17 protein-coding genes are annotated in these 15,716 nt (G+C 68.1%); 9 read left to right on the top strand and 8 right to left on the bottom strand.

The window, feature by feature from the left end; genetic code table 11:
* Nucleotides 1–6: 6 nt before the first annotated feature.
* On the bottom strand, nt 7–1,008 hold the full coding sequence (locus EJ105_RS13550) for an AAA family ATPase (protein WP_250166729.1): 1,002 nt from the start codon (nt 1,006–1,008) through the stop codon (nt 7–9).
* Between the two features lie 374 nt (nt 1,009–1,382).
* Between EJ105_RS13550 and EJ105_RS13545 the strand changes: the two genes are divergently transcribed.
* From EJ105_RS13545 to EJ105_RS13530, 4 genes are read left to right on the top strand one after another with little or no spacing between them, the layout of a single operon-like run.
* The gene (locus EJ105_RS13545; RefSeq protein ID WP_250166728.1) at nt 1,383–2,045 is read left to right on the top strand and encodes a DUF1285 domain-containing protein; all 663 of its coding nucleotides are present in this window, start codon (nt 1,383–1,385) and stop codon (nt 2,043–2,045) included.
* The gene (locus tag EJ105_RS13540; protein WP_250166727.1) at nt 2,045–2,722 is read left to right on the top strand and encodes a CoA pyrophosphatase; all 678 of its coding nucleotides are present in this window, start codon (nt 2,045–2,047) and stop codon (nt 2,720–2,722) included. The genes EJ105_RS13545 and EJ105_RS13540 overlap by 1 nt, the downstream gene beginning before the upstream one ends.
* The gene (locus tag EJ105_RS13535) at nt 2,722–2,982 is read left to right on the top strand and encodes a DUF6111 family protein (protein WP_024279766.1); all 261 of its coding nucleotides are present in this window, start codon (nt 2,722–2,724) and stop codon (nt 2,980–2,982) included. The genes EJ105_RS13540 and EJ105_RS13535 overlap by 1 nt, the downstream gene beginning before the upstream one ends.
* Nucleotides 2,979–4,217 carry a CCA tRNA nucleotidyltransferase gene (locus EJ105_RS13530; RefSeq protein ID WP_250166726.1) on the top strand — a complete coding sequence of 413 codons (1,239 nt, stop codon included), beginning with the start codon at nt 2,979–2,981 and terminating at the stop codon, nt 4,215–4,217. The genes EJ105_RS13535 and EJ105_RS13530 overlap by 4 nt, the downstream gene beginning before the upstream one ends.
* A 3-nt stretch (nt 4,218–4,220) precedes the next feature.
* On the opposite strand, the gene EJ105_RS13525 is transcribed toward EJ105_RS13530, so the two are convergent.
* From EJ105_RS13525 to EJ105_RS13510, 4 genes are all read right to left on the bottom strand, one after another.
* A complete protein-coding gene (locus tag EJ105_RS13525) occupies nt 4,221–4,430 on the bottom strand; it encodes a DUF2158 domain-containing protein (RefSeq protein ID WP_024279764.1) in 210 nt (69 codons plus the stop codon).
* Between the two features lie 74 nt (nt 4,431–4,504).
* A complete protein-coding gene (hemF, locus tag EJ105_RS13520; RefSeq protein WP_250166725.1) occupies nt 4,505–5,431 on the bottom strand; it encodes an oxygen-dependent coproporphyrinogen oxidase in 927 nt (308 codons plus the stop codon).
* 80 nt (nt 5,432–5,511) lie between these two features.
* Nucleotides 5,512–5,976: a tRNA (cytidine(34)-2'-O)-methyltransferase gene (locus EJ105_RS13515; RefSeq protein ID WP_250166724.1), complete on the bottom strand. Its 465-nt coding sequence runs from the start codon at nt 5,974–5,976 to the stop codon at nt 5,512–5,514.
* Between the two features lie 42 nt (nt 5,977–6,018).
* Entirely contained in the window at nt 6,019–7,230 is a 1,212-nt protein-coding gene (locus EJ105_RS13510; protein WP_250166723.1) for a beta-1,3-glucanase family protein, read from the bottom strand.
* 448 nt (nt 7,231–7,678) lie between these two features.
* Between EJ105_RS13510 and petA the strand changes: the two genes are divergently transcribed.
* From petA to EJ105_RS13490, 4 genes are all read left to right on the top strand, one after another.
* Nucleotides 7,679–8,206: a ubiquinol-cytochrome c reductase iron-sulfur subunit gene (petA, locus tag EJ105_RS13505; RefSeq protein ID WP_024279759.1), complete on the top strand. Its 528-nt coding sequence runs from the start codon at nt 7,679–7,681 to the stop codon at nt 8,204–8,206.
* 37 nt (nt 8,207–8,243) lie between these two features.
* Entirely contained in the window at nt 8,244–9,518 is a 1,275-nt protein-coding gene (locus tag EJ105_RS13500; protein WP_250166722.1) for a cytochrome b, read from the top strand.
* Nucleotides 9,519–9,538: 20 nt separating this feature from the next.
* Complete coding sequence (locus EJ105_RS13495; protein ID WP_029557864.1) at nt 9,539–10,384, top strand: cytochrome c1; 846 nt, start codon at nt 9,539–9,541, stop codon at nt 10,382–10,384.
* 170 nt (nt 10,385–10,554) lie between these two features.
* Nucleotides 10,555–11,091, top strand: a complete 537-nt coding sequence (locus tag EJ105_RS13490) for an adenine phosphoribosyltransferase (protein ID WP_024279756.1) — start codon at nt 10,555–10,557, stop codon at nt 11,089–11,091.
* Between the two features lie 24 nt (nt 11,092–11,115).
* Here EJ105_RS13490 and radC read toward each other — a convergent pair whose 3' ends face one another.
* Both radC and map read right to left on the bottom strand, forming a co-directional pair.
* Entirely contained in the window at nt 11,116–11,820 is a 705-nt protein-coding gene (gene radC / locus EJ105_RS13485) for a RadC family protein (protein ID WP_024279755.1), read from the bottom strand.
* A 9-nt stretch (nt 11,821–11,829) separates the two neighbouring features.
* Entirely contained in the window at nt 11,830–12,657 is an 828-nt protein-coding gene (map, locus tag EJ105_RS13480; RefSeq protein WP_024279754.1) for a type I methionyl aminopeptidase, read from the bottom strand.
* Between the two features lie 198 nt (nt 12,658–12,855).
* Between map and mutL the strand changes: the two genes are divergently transcribed.
* On the top strand, nt 12,856–14,703 hold the full coding sequence (gene mutL / locus EJ105_RS13475) for a DNA mismatch repair endonuclease MutL (protein WP_029557865.1): 1,848 nt from the start codon (nt 12,856–12,858) through the stop codon (nt 14,701–14,703).
* Between the two features lie 162 nt (nt 14,704–14,865).
* Here mutL and EJ105_RS13470 read toward each other — a convergent pair whose 3' ends face one another.
* Complete coding sequence (locus EJ105_RS13470) at nt 14,866–15,654, bottom strand: inositol monophosphatase family protein (RefSeq protein ID WP_024279752.1); 789 nt, start codon at nt 15,652–15,654, stop codon at nt 14,866–14,868.
* Between the last annotated feature and the right edge of the window lie 62 nt (nt 15,655–15,716).

The raw sequence follows: 15,716 nt of genomic DNA, 5'->3' as shown, positions 1-15,716 counted from the left end.
CCGCGCTCACCCGAGCCGCTCGGTGAGGCGGCGGATGATGCCGGTGACGCTCTGGCGCTCGGCGCGGGCGGCGAAGGTCAGCGCCATGCGGTGCTTCAGCACCGGCTCGGCGAGGGCCACCACATCGTCGAGGGAGGGGGCATAGCGCCCGTCCAGCAGGGCGCGGGCGCGCACCGCCAGCATCAGCGCCTGGCTGGCGCGCGGGCCGGGGCCCCAGGCAATATAGGCCTGCTCCGGCCCTTCGGCGCCGGGACGCGCCGAGCGGACGAGGGTGAGGATGGCTTCCACCACCGATGCGCCCACCGGCAGGCGGCGGACGAGGCGCTGGGCGGCCACCAGATCGTCCACCGTCATGGCGGCGCGGGGCTTCTGCTCCTCCGCCGAGGTGGTCTCGAACAGGATGCGCCGCTCGGCGTCGCGATCGGGATAATCGACGTCGATTTCCATCAGGAAGCGGTCGAGCTGCGCCTCGGGGAGGGGATAGGTGCCTTCCTGCTCCAGCGGGTTTTGGGTCGCGAGCACATGGAAGGGCTTGGGCAGATCGTGCCGCTCGCCGGCGACGGTGACATGGTATTCCTGCATGGCCTGCAGCAGGGCCGACTGGGTGCGCGGCGAGGCGCGGTTGATCTCGTCCGCCATCAGGAGCTGGGCGAAGATCGGGCCCTTGATGAAGCGGAAGGCGCGGCGGCCGCCGGCTGATTCCTCCAGCACCTCGGCGCCGAGGATGTCTGAGGGCATAAGGTCCGGCGTGAACTGCACGCGGCGGGCATCGAGGCCGAGCACGGTGCCCATGGTGTCCACGAGCTTGGTCTTGGCGAGGCCCGGCACGCCGACGAGCAGCGCATGGCCGCCGGCGAGGATGGTAATGAGCGCGCGCTCCACCACCGTTTCCTGGCCGAAGATGACGTTGGATATGGCCGCGCGGGCAGCCTTCACATGGGCGGCGGCGGCTTCCGCATTGCGGATGATCATCTGGTCGAGGTCAAAGGTCTCGCCGGCAGCCGACATATGCTCATCTCCTACACGCCAAGTACGAACCGCACGCCAAACACGAACCGCACGCCATAATTGCCTGCACGCCGGACACGCACCGCAAGCTTGCTGCCAAAAGCGGCAACAAAACGCCTCCGGCTCCCATCCGCCAGTCTGATCCACCCTTTGCCTGTTTAACGGGCATCGGGCGGGCCGGTCCACGCGCCGGTCTGGGACGGAGCGGAACACGCCCGTCTCGCGAAGTCTTGCAAACGTCGCGCCACCCGGACAGAGAGCTTACGATATGATGCGCGCCCGTCGAGCCCCCGCGGAGGTGGTGCGGGTGCGGCGCACTCACGTCATCGCGAGGCTTCCGCCTTTTGCGGCGTGACCGGGTCCAAGGAGACCAGATGCCTGCCCCAACGCCAGACACGCCAGCTCTCACGCCCTCCACTTCCGATGCGCCATCTGCGCCGGGCCGGCTGGAGGCGCTGATGGCGGCCGCGCGCGCCGGCGGCGGGAAAGGTCCGGCCCCGGTGGAGCTGTGGAATCCGCCCGATTGCGGCGACATGGACATGGTGATCCGCGCCGATGGAAGCTGGACCTACATGGGCACCCCCATCACCCGCCCGGCGTTGGTGAAGCTGTTCGCCTCCGTGCTGGCACGGGAGGGCGAGCGCTTCGTGCTGAAGACGCCGGTGGAGAAGGTGGGCATTCGGGTTGAGGATGCTCCGTTTCTTGCCGTGGATCTGGCCGTGGAATCCGCGTCTGAGCCGGATGCGGCCGGGCGCAGCGACCCGAATCGCACCCTCGTCTTCCGCACCAATCTGGACGACGTGGTGCGCTGTGGCCCGGGCCACGAGCTGCGGTTCGCCCGCGGCGACGGGGTGGGCGAGGTGGTCCCCTACCTGCATGTCCGGCGGGGGCTGGAGGCGCGGCTGTCGCGCGCCGTCCATCTCGACCTCATGGATCTCGGGGAGGTGCGGGAGGAGGGCGGCGTCCCCATGTTCGGCGTGGCGTCGGGCGGGCTCTTCTTCCCCATTCTTCCGGCAGCCGAACTGGGACTGGACTGATGCGGGTGTCCGATGATGCATTTTCCGAGGCCAACAGCGCCGGTGACAGCCTCGCCGATTTCCTGCGCCGTGCGGGTGAGCGCCTGTCGCGGGATCCGCCTCCCTTCTATTCGGAAAGCGACTTTCTCGCGCTGAACGGCGACCATGCCTTGCAGCCGGAGAAGGTGAGCCTCATCCCGCAGGATCGCCCGCGCCACGCCGCCGTCCTCGTGCCGGTCATCGCCCGGCCGGAGCCGACCATTTTGCTCACGCTCAGATCGTCGCACCTCTCACAGCATGCGGGGCAGGTGGCCTTTCCCGGCGGGCGCATCGATCCCGGTGACAAGGACGAGATCGATGCGGCCCTGCGGGAGGCGCGCGAGGAGGTGGGGCTTGATTCGGCGCTGGTGCGGCCCCTGGGATTTCTGGACGGCTACCTCTCCGGTACCGGCTTCTGGATCGTTCCGGTGGTGGGGCTGGTGGACCCGGCCTATACGCTCACCCTCAATCCCGCCGAGGTGGACGAGGCGTTCGAGGTGCCGCTCGGCTTTCTCATGAGCCCACGCAACCATGAGCGCCAGTCGCGGGAATGGAAGGGCACGCTGCGGCACTTCTATGTGATGCCGTTCGAGGGGCATAACATCTGGGGCGCAACCGCGGGCATGCTGCGCAATCTCTACGAGAAGGTCTACGCCTGATGGCGCGCAGCCTGCTCATCGAACTCGCTCTCTTTCTCACGCCGTTCCTGCTCTACGGCGCCCTGCTGCTCGCGACCAAAGGGTCGGTCGTGCCGGCCAACTGGTCGCCGCGCGCCCTCGCGGTGGCCTCGGTAGCGGCCGTCGGGCTGGTGGCGCTGGGCCTGTTCCTGTTCGAGCATGATCGCGTGGCCCCGCCGGGCGCTCACTACGTTCCCGCCCAGACCAAGGATGGCGCGTTCGTGCCGGGGCATTTCGAATGACTGTCAGCGTTGCCGGCGCGCCGTTCTGGACCACACCGGGCCTTTCGCCCCTGCTCGCCGTGCTGAATGGCGGCGGGGAGGAGGCGCGGGTGGTTGGAGGTGCGGTGCGCAACGCCCTCCTCGGCCTGCCCGTGATCGACGTGGACATCGCGACCACCGCCCTGCCACAGGAGGTCGCCGCCCGCGCCGCCCGCGCCGGCCTCAAGGCGGTGCCGACCGGCATCGAGCATGGCACTGTCACCGTGGTGTCCGGCCATCACGGCTATGAGGTCACCACCCTGCGCGAGGACGTGGAGACGGATGGCAGGCGGGCGGTGGTGCGCTTCGGCCGGAGCTGGCAGCACGATGCCGAGCGGCGCGATTTCACCCTGAACGCGCTCTATGCGGCGCCGGACGGCACGGTGGTGGACCTCGTGGGCGGCCTTGCGGACCTTGAGGCGCGGAAAATCCGCTTCATCGGTTCGCCGGACGCGCGCATTCGCGAAGATTACCTGCGCATCCTGCGTCTGTTCCGCTTTCACGCGGCCTATGGGGCCGGCCCGGTGGACAAGGCAGCATTCTCCGGTGCCGTGCGCCTGCGGCAGGGCCTGCTCGCCTTGTCCCACGAGCGGGTGCGCGCCGAATTGCTGAAGCTGCTCCTCGCCCCCGGAGCGGCGACGACCCTTGCCGTCATGAGCGACGCGGGCCTGATCCAGCCGCTGATCGGCGGCATCGCCGATGCCCGGGCGTTCGCGCGGCTGGTGGAGATCGAGGCGTTGTGGCGCGGGGAGGGCTGGGACGTGCCGGCCGATGCCATCCGCCGTCTCGCCGTCCTTGCGGTGCGGGTGCCGGACGATGCCGAGCGGCTGCGCGGAAAGCTGCGCCTGTCCAATGCCGAGGGGCGGCGCCTCGCCCTCATGGCCGGCCCTGTGCCGGACATGGCCGACGACGCGGCGGCGCAGGCCTTCATCTACCGGACGGGGGCGGAAGCGGCGCGCGAGCGCGCCCTGCTGGCGGCGGCGCACGGGCGGCCGGGCATGGAGCGGATCGGCCGGCTGGCCGCTCAATGGGCGGTGCCGCGTGCCCCGTTCCGCGCCGATGATCTGATCGCGCTGGGCCTCAAGCCGGGACGGGCGCTCGGGGCCGCCCTGCGGCGGGCGGAGGCGGACTGGATCGACGCCGGCTTCCCCGAGGAGCCCGGCCACATCGCCGCCCTGCTGCGGGCGGCGATCGCCGCGGACGAAGGGCCTTTGTAAGGCTCAGTCCTCGTCGTCTTCTTCCTCGTCCTCTTCCTCGAAATCGGCGATCTCGAGCTTCTCCACCGCGATGGCGGGAAGGGTGTCCTTGCGGAACTCGCTCACGTCCTCGGCGAACCACACCACCGAAATCTCCGTCTCGGAGGCGGTGACGACGGTAAGGGCGGGGCTGCCGGACTTGAGCTGGACGATGTCTCCGGGGGCGAACGCCATGGCTGTGTGTCTCCGGGCCAGCCGCGAAGGGGCCGGCGCAGCAGCAGCCTTAATGCGCATTCATGACGGGCGGATCACGGCCACTTCACCACCGGGGGCATGGAGGAGAGGATCGAATCCACATTGCCGCCCGTCCGCAGGCCGAAGATGGTGCCCCGGTCGTACAGCAGGTTGAATTCCACGTAGCGCCCGCGGCGGATGAGCTGCTCCTCCCGGTCCTCCTCAGTCCACGGTGTCGCCATGTTGGCGCGCACGAGGCGGGGATAGACGTCGAGGAAGGCGAGACCCACGTCGCGGGTGAAGGCAAGATCGTCCTCCCAGCGGCCGGTGCCGGCGGCGGCGGAATCGAGATAATCGTAGAAGATGCCGCCGATGCCCCGCATCTCGTTGCGATGCTTGAGGAAGAAATAGTCGTCACACCACGCCTTGTAGCGGGCATAGTCCGCCACCTTGTGGGCGGTACAGGCCGCTTCCAAGGCCTTGTGGAAGGCGATGGTGTCTGCATCCTCCTGCGTACGCCGGCGGGCGAGCACCGGGGTCAGGTCCGCCCCGCCGCCGAACCACGCCTTGGTGGTGACGACGAAGCGCGTGTTCATGTGCACGGCCGGCACGTGCGGGTTCGCCATGTGGGCGATGAGCGAAATGCCCGAGGCCCAGAAGCGCGGGTCCTCCGCCGCGCCGGGGATCTGGGCGCGGAACTCGGGGGCGAACTCCCCGAATACGGTGGAGGTATGCACGCCCACCTTCTCGAAAAGCCGGCCGCGCATGAGGGCCATGGTGCCGCCGCCGCCCGGCGCGCCGGTGTGATCGGTGCGCACCCAGGGGGTACGGACGAAGCGGGCAGGGGAGGGGCCGTAGAGCGCGGGATCGGCGGCGTCCTCCAGCGCCTCGAAGGCGGCGATGATGCGGCCCTGCAAGTCCTCGAACCAGGCGCGGGCCTCGGCACGGCGGGCATCGAGCAGCGCGTCGCCGGCCTCGGCGGGGGCGGAAACGGGGGGCACGGGGTTTTCCATGGGCGTTCCGCCTCCGATGTTCTTCTGGCTGGCGGCGCTTCTATCGCCTCCCCGCGGCGGAAGAAAGCTCAGCCGGGCACGCCACCGGTCTGCCTGAGCGCTTCGGCGAGGACGATGCCGGCGCTGACAGCGACATTGAGCGAGCGCACGCCCGGCCGCATGGGAATGCGCACGCGCGCATCCGCCGCGGCATGAACCTCGGGCGGCACGCCGGCGGACTCACGGCCGAACAGGATCACGTCGTCGGGCTGGAAGGAAAAGCCGAACAGCGGCTCGGCGCCGGTGGTGGTGAGGAGGACGAAGCGCCGGCCCTCGGCGCGCCGCTCCGCATCGAAGGCGGTGAAGGAGGCGTGCCGCCGCCAGACCACCTGGTCGATATAGTCCATCCCCGCACGGCGGAAGCCGGCGTCGCCCACCGGGAAGCCTGCGGGCTCGATGATGTGCACCTCTGCCCCGAGGCAGGCGCCGGTGCGCAGGATGGCACCGGCATTCTGCGCGATGTCCGGGCAATAGAGGGCGATGCGCAGGGTCAAGGAAAGGCTCCGGCGGGGACGCCGCCGGAGCGGGGCGTCAGGTCAGTTGCTGCAGGTCATCTTGTTCCACGTCGAATTGAGCGGGAACAGGGTGAGCGTCAGCTTGGTCGGCGCGGGGACCGAGTTGTAGCTGCTCTGCTCGCACACATCGTCATAAGGGAAGGTATAGGCCTTTCCGTTGAGCGATGCGGCGTGGATGGTCTGGGAATAGAGGTTCTGCGGCAGCCCCTGGTACGGCTTCACAGAGCAGTTCGAGATGCTGTTGGTGCTGTTGATGAAGGTCGAGCGGAGGAACGCCGCCTGCATCCACCGCTGCAGGCTCGGAACCGGCCCCGCATCGCCGCTGGCGAATGTGGGACCATTCTGCCAGAGATCCTTGGACGTCGGCTTGTTGAAGACCGTCTTGTTGGCGCCCCCCGTGGGCGTCAGCGTGATCTGGGTGGCGGAGGTCGTTCCAGTGTACGGGGTCGTGACGCTCCCGATCTGGTTGTTCAGGGTGAAGCTCTTCCCGGCCTTGGAATAGGTGGCGAGGACCAGGTTGACGTAGCTGTCCCAGTAATTGGTGGGGAATTTGTACCCTGCTTCCATGCCATGGTTGGGGCTGAGCACCTGGGTCGGGCGCCCCTTGCTGTCCGTGATGAGAAGCGTGCTCCATGGCGGCGTGGCGACGAGCGTCTTGACGACCGTTTGCGACGAGTTGGCATCCGTGAAGCCGGCCGTCACCGTCTGCGACGCGTTCTGCAGGACCATCTTCATGGGGATGCCCAGCGAGTCCACCTGCGTCGTGTTGACGTTGAAATTGTTGTCAGGCCCCCAGGTGTATTCGGCGAAGTCGATCACCGAGGTGTGGTTCTTGCTCGACGTGTTCCAGGGCGCTGGCGAATTGGGCGCCAGAGGGCCGCTGCCGTTGCCCGTCGGAGTGATCGTGAGATAGGAGGGCTGGCAGAAGGAAATATAGATCCGCCCGGAATTCAGGCGCGGAACGTTGAACGTATATGTGCTGGTCGACGCAGTATTGAAGCCATAGTCGGTCGGCGTGTTGTTCTGGGTGTTCAGCGGCTTGGTCTTTCCGGTCGCGTCGCTGACCAGATAGGAGGTCGGGTTGGCCGGGTCCTGGCCATAGACCGTGATGTACATCTTGCCGGTAATGCCGGTGTTGTTGACGATCGTCACCGGGACCGTCTGGGCATGGGCGGCCCCCGCCGCGCCGATGCCGGCCACTGCCGCGAGGCAAGCCAGAATACGTTTCGTCATGAGTTTCTCCCCCGGATCATATGGTTGTGCGGTGCGCAGGGCACACTCGCCTTCGCGGTCCGGGCGGGTGGGGCCGACGCGGGCGGGACGAGGCAGAGTGCGCAAACGGAAAGCACTGCCAAGCTACCGGTCGGCCGAACGTCGCGCAATGCTTGATCTTAGCCATAAGTCGGGTGCTGGGGCCGCTTTATATCCGCCGGCCGACCCCCGAGCGCGACCGGCCGGCGGGCTGCCCGGCGTCGTTCCCCACGTGACCTTGCGCAACGACATGGATCTGTCGCAGTGCAGGACCGCGTGCCGCATCGCCATGATCTGGACAAGATGGGGCTAGGGTGCAATTAGAGGCGCTTGAAATTGGCGGCTCGCAGGTCCGTGCGGCCGCAGCATTGCGCGCGGCCGGCGGTTGCGGGACGTGCGTCGGGACGACAACACTATCGGGGACTGCGCCGTGGCACATACGGAGACGTCGGACACGACGACGCGTCGGGACTTCCTCTACATCGCAACCGGTGCCGTGGGCGCCGTCGGTGCCGCCGCCATGGCGTGGCCCTTCATTTCCCAGCTCCAGCCCGATGCGTCCGTGCTCGCGCTGTCCACCACCGAGGTGGACCTCTCCCCCATCGCTGAAGGCCAGATCGTCACTGTGCAGTGGCGCGGCAAGCCGATCTTCATTTCCCACCGCACGCCGGCGGAGATCAAGTCGGCGGTGGACACCCCCCTGTCTGACCTGAAAGACCCGCAGCCCGATTCGGCGCGTGTGAAGGCCGGCAAGGACCAGTGGCTGGTGGTGATCGGCATCTGCACCCACCTCGGCTGCGTGCCGCTCGGCCACCAGGGCCAGTACAACGGCTGGTTCTGCCCCTGCCACGGCTCGGTGTACGACACCTCCGGCCGCATCCGGCAGGGACCGGCGCCGCTCAATCTCGAATTGCCGCCCTACGCCTTCACCACCGACACCAAGATCGTGATCGGCTGACGCGCGCATCGTCGCCGCTTTCAAAAAGGTTGGACTCATGGAAGGACATTCCACCTACCAGCCCAAGGGGAAGGTCGCGCAGTGGTTCGAGAGCCGCTTGCCGATCGTCGGGCTGATCCATTCCTCGGCCATCGCTTACCCGGTGCCGAAGAATCTCAATTACATGTGGACCTTCGGCGCGATCCTGAGCTTCATGCTCGTCTGCCAGATCGTCTCCGGCGTGGTGCTGGCCATGCACTACGTGGCCTATGCCCCGGTCTCGTTCGCCCGCGTCGAGCACATCATGCGCGACGTGAACTACGGCTGGCTGATCCGCTACATCCACGCCAACGGCGCCTCGATGTTCTTCATCGCGGTGTACATCCACATCTTCCGCGGCATGTACTACGGGTCCTACAAGGCCCCCCGCGAGGTGTTGTGGATCCTCGGCGTCATCATCTACCTCCTCATGATGGCCACCGCCTTCATGGGCTATGTGCTCCCCTGGGGCCAGATGTCGTTCTGGGGCGCCACCGTCATCACGAACCTGTTCTCGGCCATTCCGTGGGTCGGCAACACCATCGTGCAGTGGCTGTGGGGCGGCTATTCGGTGGGTGATCCCACGCTGAACCGCTTCTTCTCGCTGCACTACCTGCTGCCCTTCATGATCGCCGGCGTGGTCGGCCTCCACATCTGGGCGCTCCACCACGTGGGCCAGAACAACCCGGACGGCGTGGACATCAAGAGCGTGGCGAAGGATACGGTGCCCTTCACCCCCTACGCGACGATCAAGGACACGTTCGCGATGGTGGTGTTCCTGATCTTCTTCTCCTGGTTCATCTTCTACATCCCGAACTATCTCGGCCACTCGGACAACTACATCCCGGCCAACCCGCTCTCCACGCCGGCGCATATCGTGCCCGAATGGTACTTCCTGCCCTTCTACGCGATCCTGCGCTCCATCCCGGACAAGCTCGGCGGCGTGCTCGCCATGTTCGCGGCGATCGCGGTGCTGGCCTTCCTGCCCTGGCTCGACACCTCCAAGGTGCGCTCGGCGAAGTATCGTCCGCTGTTCCGCCAGTTCTTCTGGGTGTTCGCGGTGGTGGCGGTTCTCCTCGGCTACATGGGCTCCCAGCCCGCCGAGGGCGGCGCGCTCATCGTCTCGCGCATCCTGACGGCCTACTATTTCATCCACTTCCTCGTCATCCTGCCACTGCTCGGCCTGTTCGAGCGCCCCAAGCCCGTGCCGGCCTCCATCGCGGATGCCGTGCTCGCGAAGTCGAAGGGCGGAGCGGTGGTGGTCGCCGGGGCGGCCGGTCCCGAGACCAAGTGATCGGCGCGGAGAGAACAGCAATGACCATTCGTAGCTCTCTCTTCGGTGCCGTCGCGGCGGCACTGCTCCTGACAGCGGGCGCCTCCGGCGCCCGTGCCGAGGATGCGCACGCCCAGCCGCGTCCGCATCGCATGTCGTGGTCCTTCGCGGGTCCCTTCGGCATGTATGATCCGGCGCAGCTGCAGCGCGGCTTCAAGGTGTTCAAGGAAGTCTGCGCCGCCTGCCACTCGGCCAACTACCTGTACTTCCGCAACCTCGCCCAGGAGGGCGGCCCGCACTTCACTGAAGCGCAGGCCAAGCAGGTCGCGGGCGAGTACCAGATCACCGACGGCCCCAACGACGCCGGCGACATGTTCCAGCGTCCGGGTCGTCTGTCCGATCACTGGCCGGCGCCGTTCCCGAACGACAACGCCGCCCGCGCCGCCAACGGCGGCGCCCTGCCGCCGGACTTCTCGGTGCTGGCCAAGGCCCGCTCCTACCACGTCGGCTTCCCCGGCTTCATCACCGACGCCTTCATCCAGTACCAGGAGCACGGCGTGGACTACATCCACGCTCTGCTCACGGGCTATGAGGATGCCCCCGCCGGTGTCCATGTGCAGCCGGGTCTGAACTACAACGAGTATTTCCCCGGTCACCAGATCGCCATGCCGAAGCCCCTCAGCGACGGCCAGGTGGAATACACGGACGGCTCGCCCCAGACCGTCGACCAGTATTCCCAGGATGTGGCGGCCTTCATGATGTGGGTGGCAGAGCCGCACCTCGACCAGCGCAAGCGCATCGGGTTTCAGGTCATGATCTTCCTGATCGTGCTCAGCGGCCTTCTCTACTTCACCAAGAAGAAGGTCTGGTCGAACGTGGCGCACTGATCAGGTGCGCTGACCGTAAGTCCGCAGAACGATCAAGGGCCCCGTCAGGGGCCCTTTTTCATGTGGGCGCCCCGCCGATCACGACTGCGCGGCATCGGCGCTTTTGGCCGCTGTGCTGCTTTCCCCCGCGCTGCCGCCGCCTTAGCTTCTCCGCTAAACCGGAGCCTGTCATGACCCCTGCCGATTTCGCCGCCTCCATCCGTACCATCGAGAATTACCCCAAGCCCGGCATCCTGTTTCGCGACATCACCACCCTGCTCGGCGACGCCCGCGCCTTCCGCCGGGCGGTGGATGAGCTGGTGCAGCCCTGGGCCGGCGCGAAGATCGACAAGGTGGCCGGCATCGAGGCGCGGGGCTTCATCCTCGGCGGCGCGGTGGCGCATCAGCTTTCCGCCGGCTTCGTGCCCATCCGCAAGAAGGGCAAGCTGCCCCACCAGACGGTGCGCATGGCCTACGCCCTCGAATATGGCGAGGACGAGATCGAGATGCATGTGGACGCCATCACCCCCGGCCAAAGGGTGCTTCTGGTGGATGACTTGATCGCCACAGGCGGCACCGCCACTGGCGCGGTGAAGCTCCTTCAGACCTGCGGCGCCGTGGTGGAGGCGGCCTGCTTCATCGTCGACCTGCCGGACCTCGGGGGCTCCGAGAAGCTGCGGGGGATGGGCGTGGCGGTCCGTACGCTGGTGGCCTTCGAGGGCCACTGATCCGGGCGCTTGTCCCGGAAGCCTTCAGATCAGCCGAAGGCCCTTCAGGCTCGCGTGGCCGTCCTTGCCGACGATGATGTGGTCGTGGACCTCGATGCCCAGCGGCTTCGCCACATCGATGATGCGGCGGGTCATGTCGATGTCGGCGCGCGAGGGGGTTGGGTCGCCCGAGGGGTGATTGTGGCAGAGGATGAGCGCGGAGGCGGACACCTCCAGCGCCCGTTTCACCACCTCGCGGGGATAGACCGGCGCGTGGTCCACGGTACCCGTCTGCAGCACCTCGTCGGCGATCAGCTGGTTGCGCTTGTCGAGGAACAGCACCCGCACCTGCTCGCGGTCGGCATAGGCCATGGCGGTGCGGCAATAGTCGATCACCGCGCTCCAAGACGACAGCGCCGGCCGCCGCTTCACCTGCCCCTTGGCGAGGCGCTGGGCGGCCGCCTCGACCACCTTCAGCTCGGTGATGATGGCGTCCTTCACGCCGGGCACCTCGGCCAGCAACTGCACCGGCGCAGCCACCACCTCGGCGAAGGAGCCGAAGCGGTCTACGAGGGCCTTGGCGAGCGGCTTCACATCCCGCCGCGGCACGGCGCGGAACAGCACCAGCTCCAGCAGCTCGTAGTCGGCCAGCGCCTGCGACCCGGCCGAGCGGAAGCGCGCGCGAAGCCGGTCGCGATGCCCGTGGAAGTGGGGCGCCTCGTTCAGGCCGTCTTCCGGCGCTTCGGCCATCCGGCTCCCTCAGGCGGTGATGTAAGGCGGCTTGTGATAGCCCTTGGGGCTCAGGGTGAAGATCTCCACGCCGGTTTCCGTCACGCCAACGGCATGCTCGAACTGCGCGGAGAGCGAGCGGTCCCGCGTCACCGCCGTCCAGCCATCGGAGAGCACCTTCACGTGCGGGCGGCCGAGGTTGATCATCGGCTCCACGGTGAAGATCATGCCCGGCACCAGCTTCGGCCCCTCGCCGCGCCGGCCCACATGCACGATGTTCGGCTCGTCGTGGAACACTTGCCCGACGCCGTGGCCGCAGAAATCGCGCACCACGCTCATGTGCTGCGGCTCCACGAACTCCTGGATGGCGGCGCCGATGTCGCCCACATGCGCGCCCGGACGAATGGCGCGGATGCCCCGCATCATCGACTCATAGGTCACGTCCAGCAGCCGCTCCGCCCGGCGCGGAATGGCGCCCACCGGAAACATGCGGCTCGAATCGCCATACCAGCCGTCGAGCACCAGGGTGACATCTACGTTCACGATGTCGCCATCGCGCAGAGGGCGGGCGTTTGGCATGCCGTGGCACACCACGTGGTTCACCGAAGTACAGACCGAGTAGCGGTAGCCGCGGTACATCAGCGTGGCGGGGTAGGCGCCATGGTCCATGGCGAAGTCAAAGATGAGCTGGTCGATGGCGGTGGTGGTCACCCCCGGCCCGATCATTTCCGCCACGGCGTCGAGCGCCTTGGCGGTCAGCGCGCCGGCCCGCCGCATGCCCTCGAAGCCTTCCGGCCCGTAGAGCTTGATATGGCCGGTCTTGCGCAGCGGCGCGTTTGCCGCCTCAACATAGTTCATGACGCTGCCTTCACGGACGACGCGCGGAGCCGTCCTCAATCTCGGAATTCAATCTACACAATTAGTCCTTGCCGGCGTCAAAGCAAGCTTGGTCGTCATCCCGGCCTCGTAGAAGCGCGGCCTTGGGCGGGTTTGCGGCGATTTCGTGCGGCTGGCGGGAGCCGATAAGATCGCCCCATCCGAATCGCGATGAGTGCCATGTCCATCCGCCGCCTACCGCCCGTGCTCATCGACCGCATCGCCGCCGGCGAGGTGGTGGAGCGGCCGGCTGCCGTGGTGAAGGAGCTGGTGGAGAACGCGCTGGACGCCGGCGCGCGCTCCATCGAGGTGGTGATTCAGGGCGGCGGCCGGCGCCTCGTGCGCGTGAGCGACGACGGCTCGGGCATGGGGCCGGACGATCTTGCCTTGTGCGTGGAGCGCCACGCCACGTCCAAGTTGTCCGGCGAGGACCTGCTCGCCATCGCCACCCTCGGCTTTCGCGGCGAGGCGCTGCCCTCCATCGGCGCGGTGGCGCACCTTGCCATCGCCAGCCGTCCGCCGGAGGCCGCCCATGCCTTCGAGGTGCGTGTGGATGGCGGCGTGGTGACGCCGCCCCGGCCGGCGGCGCTCGGGCGCGGAACGCGGGTGGAGGTGCGCGATCTCTTCTACGCGACGCCCGCGCGCCTCAAGTTCCTGAAGTCCGATCGGGCGGAGGGCACGGCCGCGGCGGACGTGGTGCGCCGTCTGGCGCTCGCCCGCCCGGACGTGGCCTTCACCCTCGCCACCGACGAGCGCGCGCCGGTCACGTTTCCCGCGCGAGCGGACGATGAGGCCGGCCGGGCGCAGCGGCTCGCGGATGTGCTGGGCGCCGATGCGGGGCGTAACGTCATCGCCGTCTCCGGCATCCGGGAAGGCGTTCGGCTCGATGGCCTTGCCGGCCTGCCGACCTTCTCCAAGGCCAATTCGCTGAGCCAGTACCTGTTCGTGAACGGCCGCCCGGTGCGCGACAAGCTGCTGATGGGGGCGGTGCGCGCAGCCTATGCGGACCTTCTGCCGTCCGATCGCTATCCCGTGCTGGCGCTGTTCTTCACCCTCGATCCCCGCGACGTGGACGTGAACGTCCATCCCGCCAAGACCGAGGTGCGCTTCCGCGACGGGGGCAATGTGCGGGCGCTCATCGTGCGCACGCTTTCCGATGCCTTGGCCGCCCGCATCCCGTCCACTGCCGCCAGCATGGCGGATCGCCTCGTGGCACTGGCGCAGACGCCCAGCCTTCCGTCCCGCACCTCTTCGGGCCTTGGGGAGCCCGAGCGCGGGGGCGCCTTCGCCGGCTTCCGCCCGGCGCCACGGCTCGATTACGACTGGCGGCAGTCGCCTACGCGCCCCGAGCCCTTCCGGTCGGGCGAGGAGCAGGTGCGTCTCGAGATCGCCGAGCCCTCGGCCGATGCCCGCGCCGACGCAGCGCCCGTCTCTGCCGTCGATCTCGACCGGCCTCTGGGGGCGGCCCGCGCGCAGCTGCACGAGACCTATATCGTCGCCCAGACCCGCGAGGGGCTGGTCCTCATCGACCAGCACGCGGCCCATGAGCGGCTGGTCTACGAGAAGCTCAAGGCGGCCATGGAGCGGGACGGGGTGGCGCGGCAGGGGCTGCTGATCCCGGCCGTGGTGGATCTCGATCCGGCGGATGCGGATCGACTCACCGAGCGGGCGTCCGACCTCGCCGCTCTGGGGCTTGTTCTGGAGCCCTTCGGACCCGGCGCGGTGCTGGTGCGCGAGGTGCCGGCCCTGCTGAAGGACGCGGACGTGACCCGCCTCGTCACCGACCTCGCCGAGCATGCGGCCGAATGGGACGATGCGCTGCCGCTGGAGCGGCGCCTGCTGCACGTCGCCGCCACCATGGCCTGCCACGGCTCTGTGCGGGCCGGACGACGGCTCAGGGTGGAGGAGATGAACGCCCTGCTGCGGGAGATGGAGCAGACGCCCAACGCCGGCGAGTGCAACCACGGCCGGCCGACCTTCGTCACGCTCTCATTGAAGGACGTGGAGAAGCTGTTCGCGCGGCGGTAAGGTGCCGCCGTCATCCCCCGGCTCGTCCGGGGGATCCACGCATCCGCAGGTCCTGTTCTGACAGGATGGACACCGCACCCAGCCCAACCGTGGATCGCCCGCACAAGGCGGGCGATGACAGCGGGTGAGCCAGCCCTATTGGCGACTGAAGGCCCGCCCGCCTCAGGCCTTCTTCAGCAGCTTCTGCAGGTCGCGGCGGATCAGTTCGTTGCCGGCCATGATGTGGCCGCGCTCCAGCATCTTCTCGCCGTCGTCCATGTCGGAGACATAGCCTCCCGCCTCGCGCACGAGGACGATGCCGGCCGCCATGTCCCAGGGCGAGAGGTTGCGCTCCCAGAAGGCGTCGAAGCGTCCGGCGGCGGTCCAGGCGAGGTCGATGGCGGCGGAGCCGGTGCGGCGGATGCCCGAGACCTGCGGCTGGACGAGTTCAAGCTCGCGGTTGAACTGGGCATGGTCGCCGCGGCCCATGTGGGGCACGCCGCAGCACACCACGCATTCGGCGAGCTTGCGCCGTGCGGCGACACGGATGCGCCGCTCGTTGAGATAGGCGCCCTGGCCGCTCTCGGCCACATAGAGCTCGTCGCTCACCGGATTGTAGACGACGCCCGCCACCGGCACGCCGTTGCGCACCAGCGCCAGCGAGATGGAGAAGATCGGGATGCCGTGCAGGAAGTTGGTGGTGCCGTCGAGGGGGTCCACCACCCAGGTGTTGGCGGGGTCGGTGCCTTCCACCGCGCCGCGCTCCTCCATGAGGAAGCCGTAGTTCGGCCGGGCGCGGGACAGCTCGGCGAAGAGGGTGTCCTCGGCCTTGCGGTCGGCGGCGGAGACGAAGTCTCCGGGGCCCTTCATGGAGACCTGAAGCTGCTCCACCTCGCCGAAATCGCGGGCGAGCGTGCGCCCAGCCTTGCGGACAGCCTGGACCATGACGGTGATGAGGGGCGAGCGGATCATGAAGTACCTGACGTGAGGCCGAAAGCCGGCGCGCCCGGCGCCGGGGCAGCGGGCAGGGAAAG

The sequence above is a fragment of the Xanthobacter aminoxidans genome, assembly GCF_023571765.1.
In the GTDB taxonomy this organism is placed as follows: Bacteria; Pseudomonadota; Alphaproteobacteria; order Rhizobiales; family Xanthobacteraceae; genus Xanthobacter; species Xanthobacter aminoxidans.
This window is presented reverse-complemented; position numbering and strand designations above follow the sequence as displayed.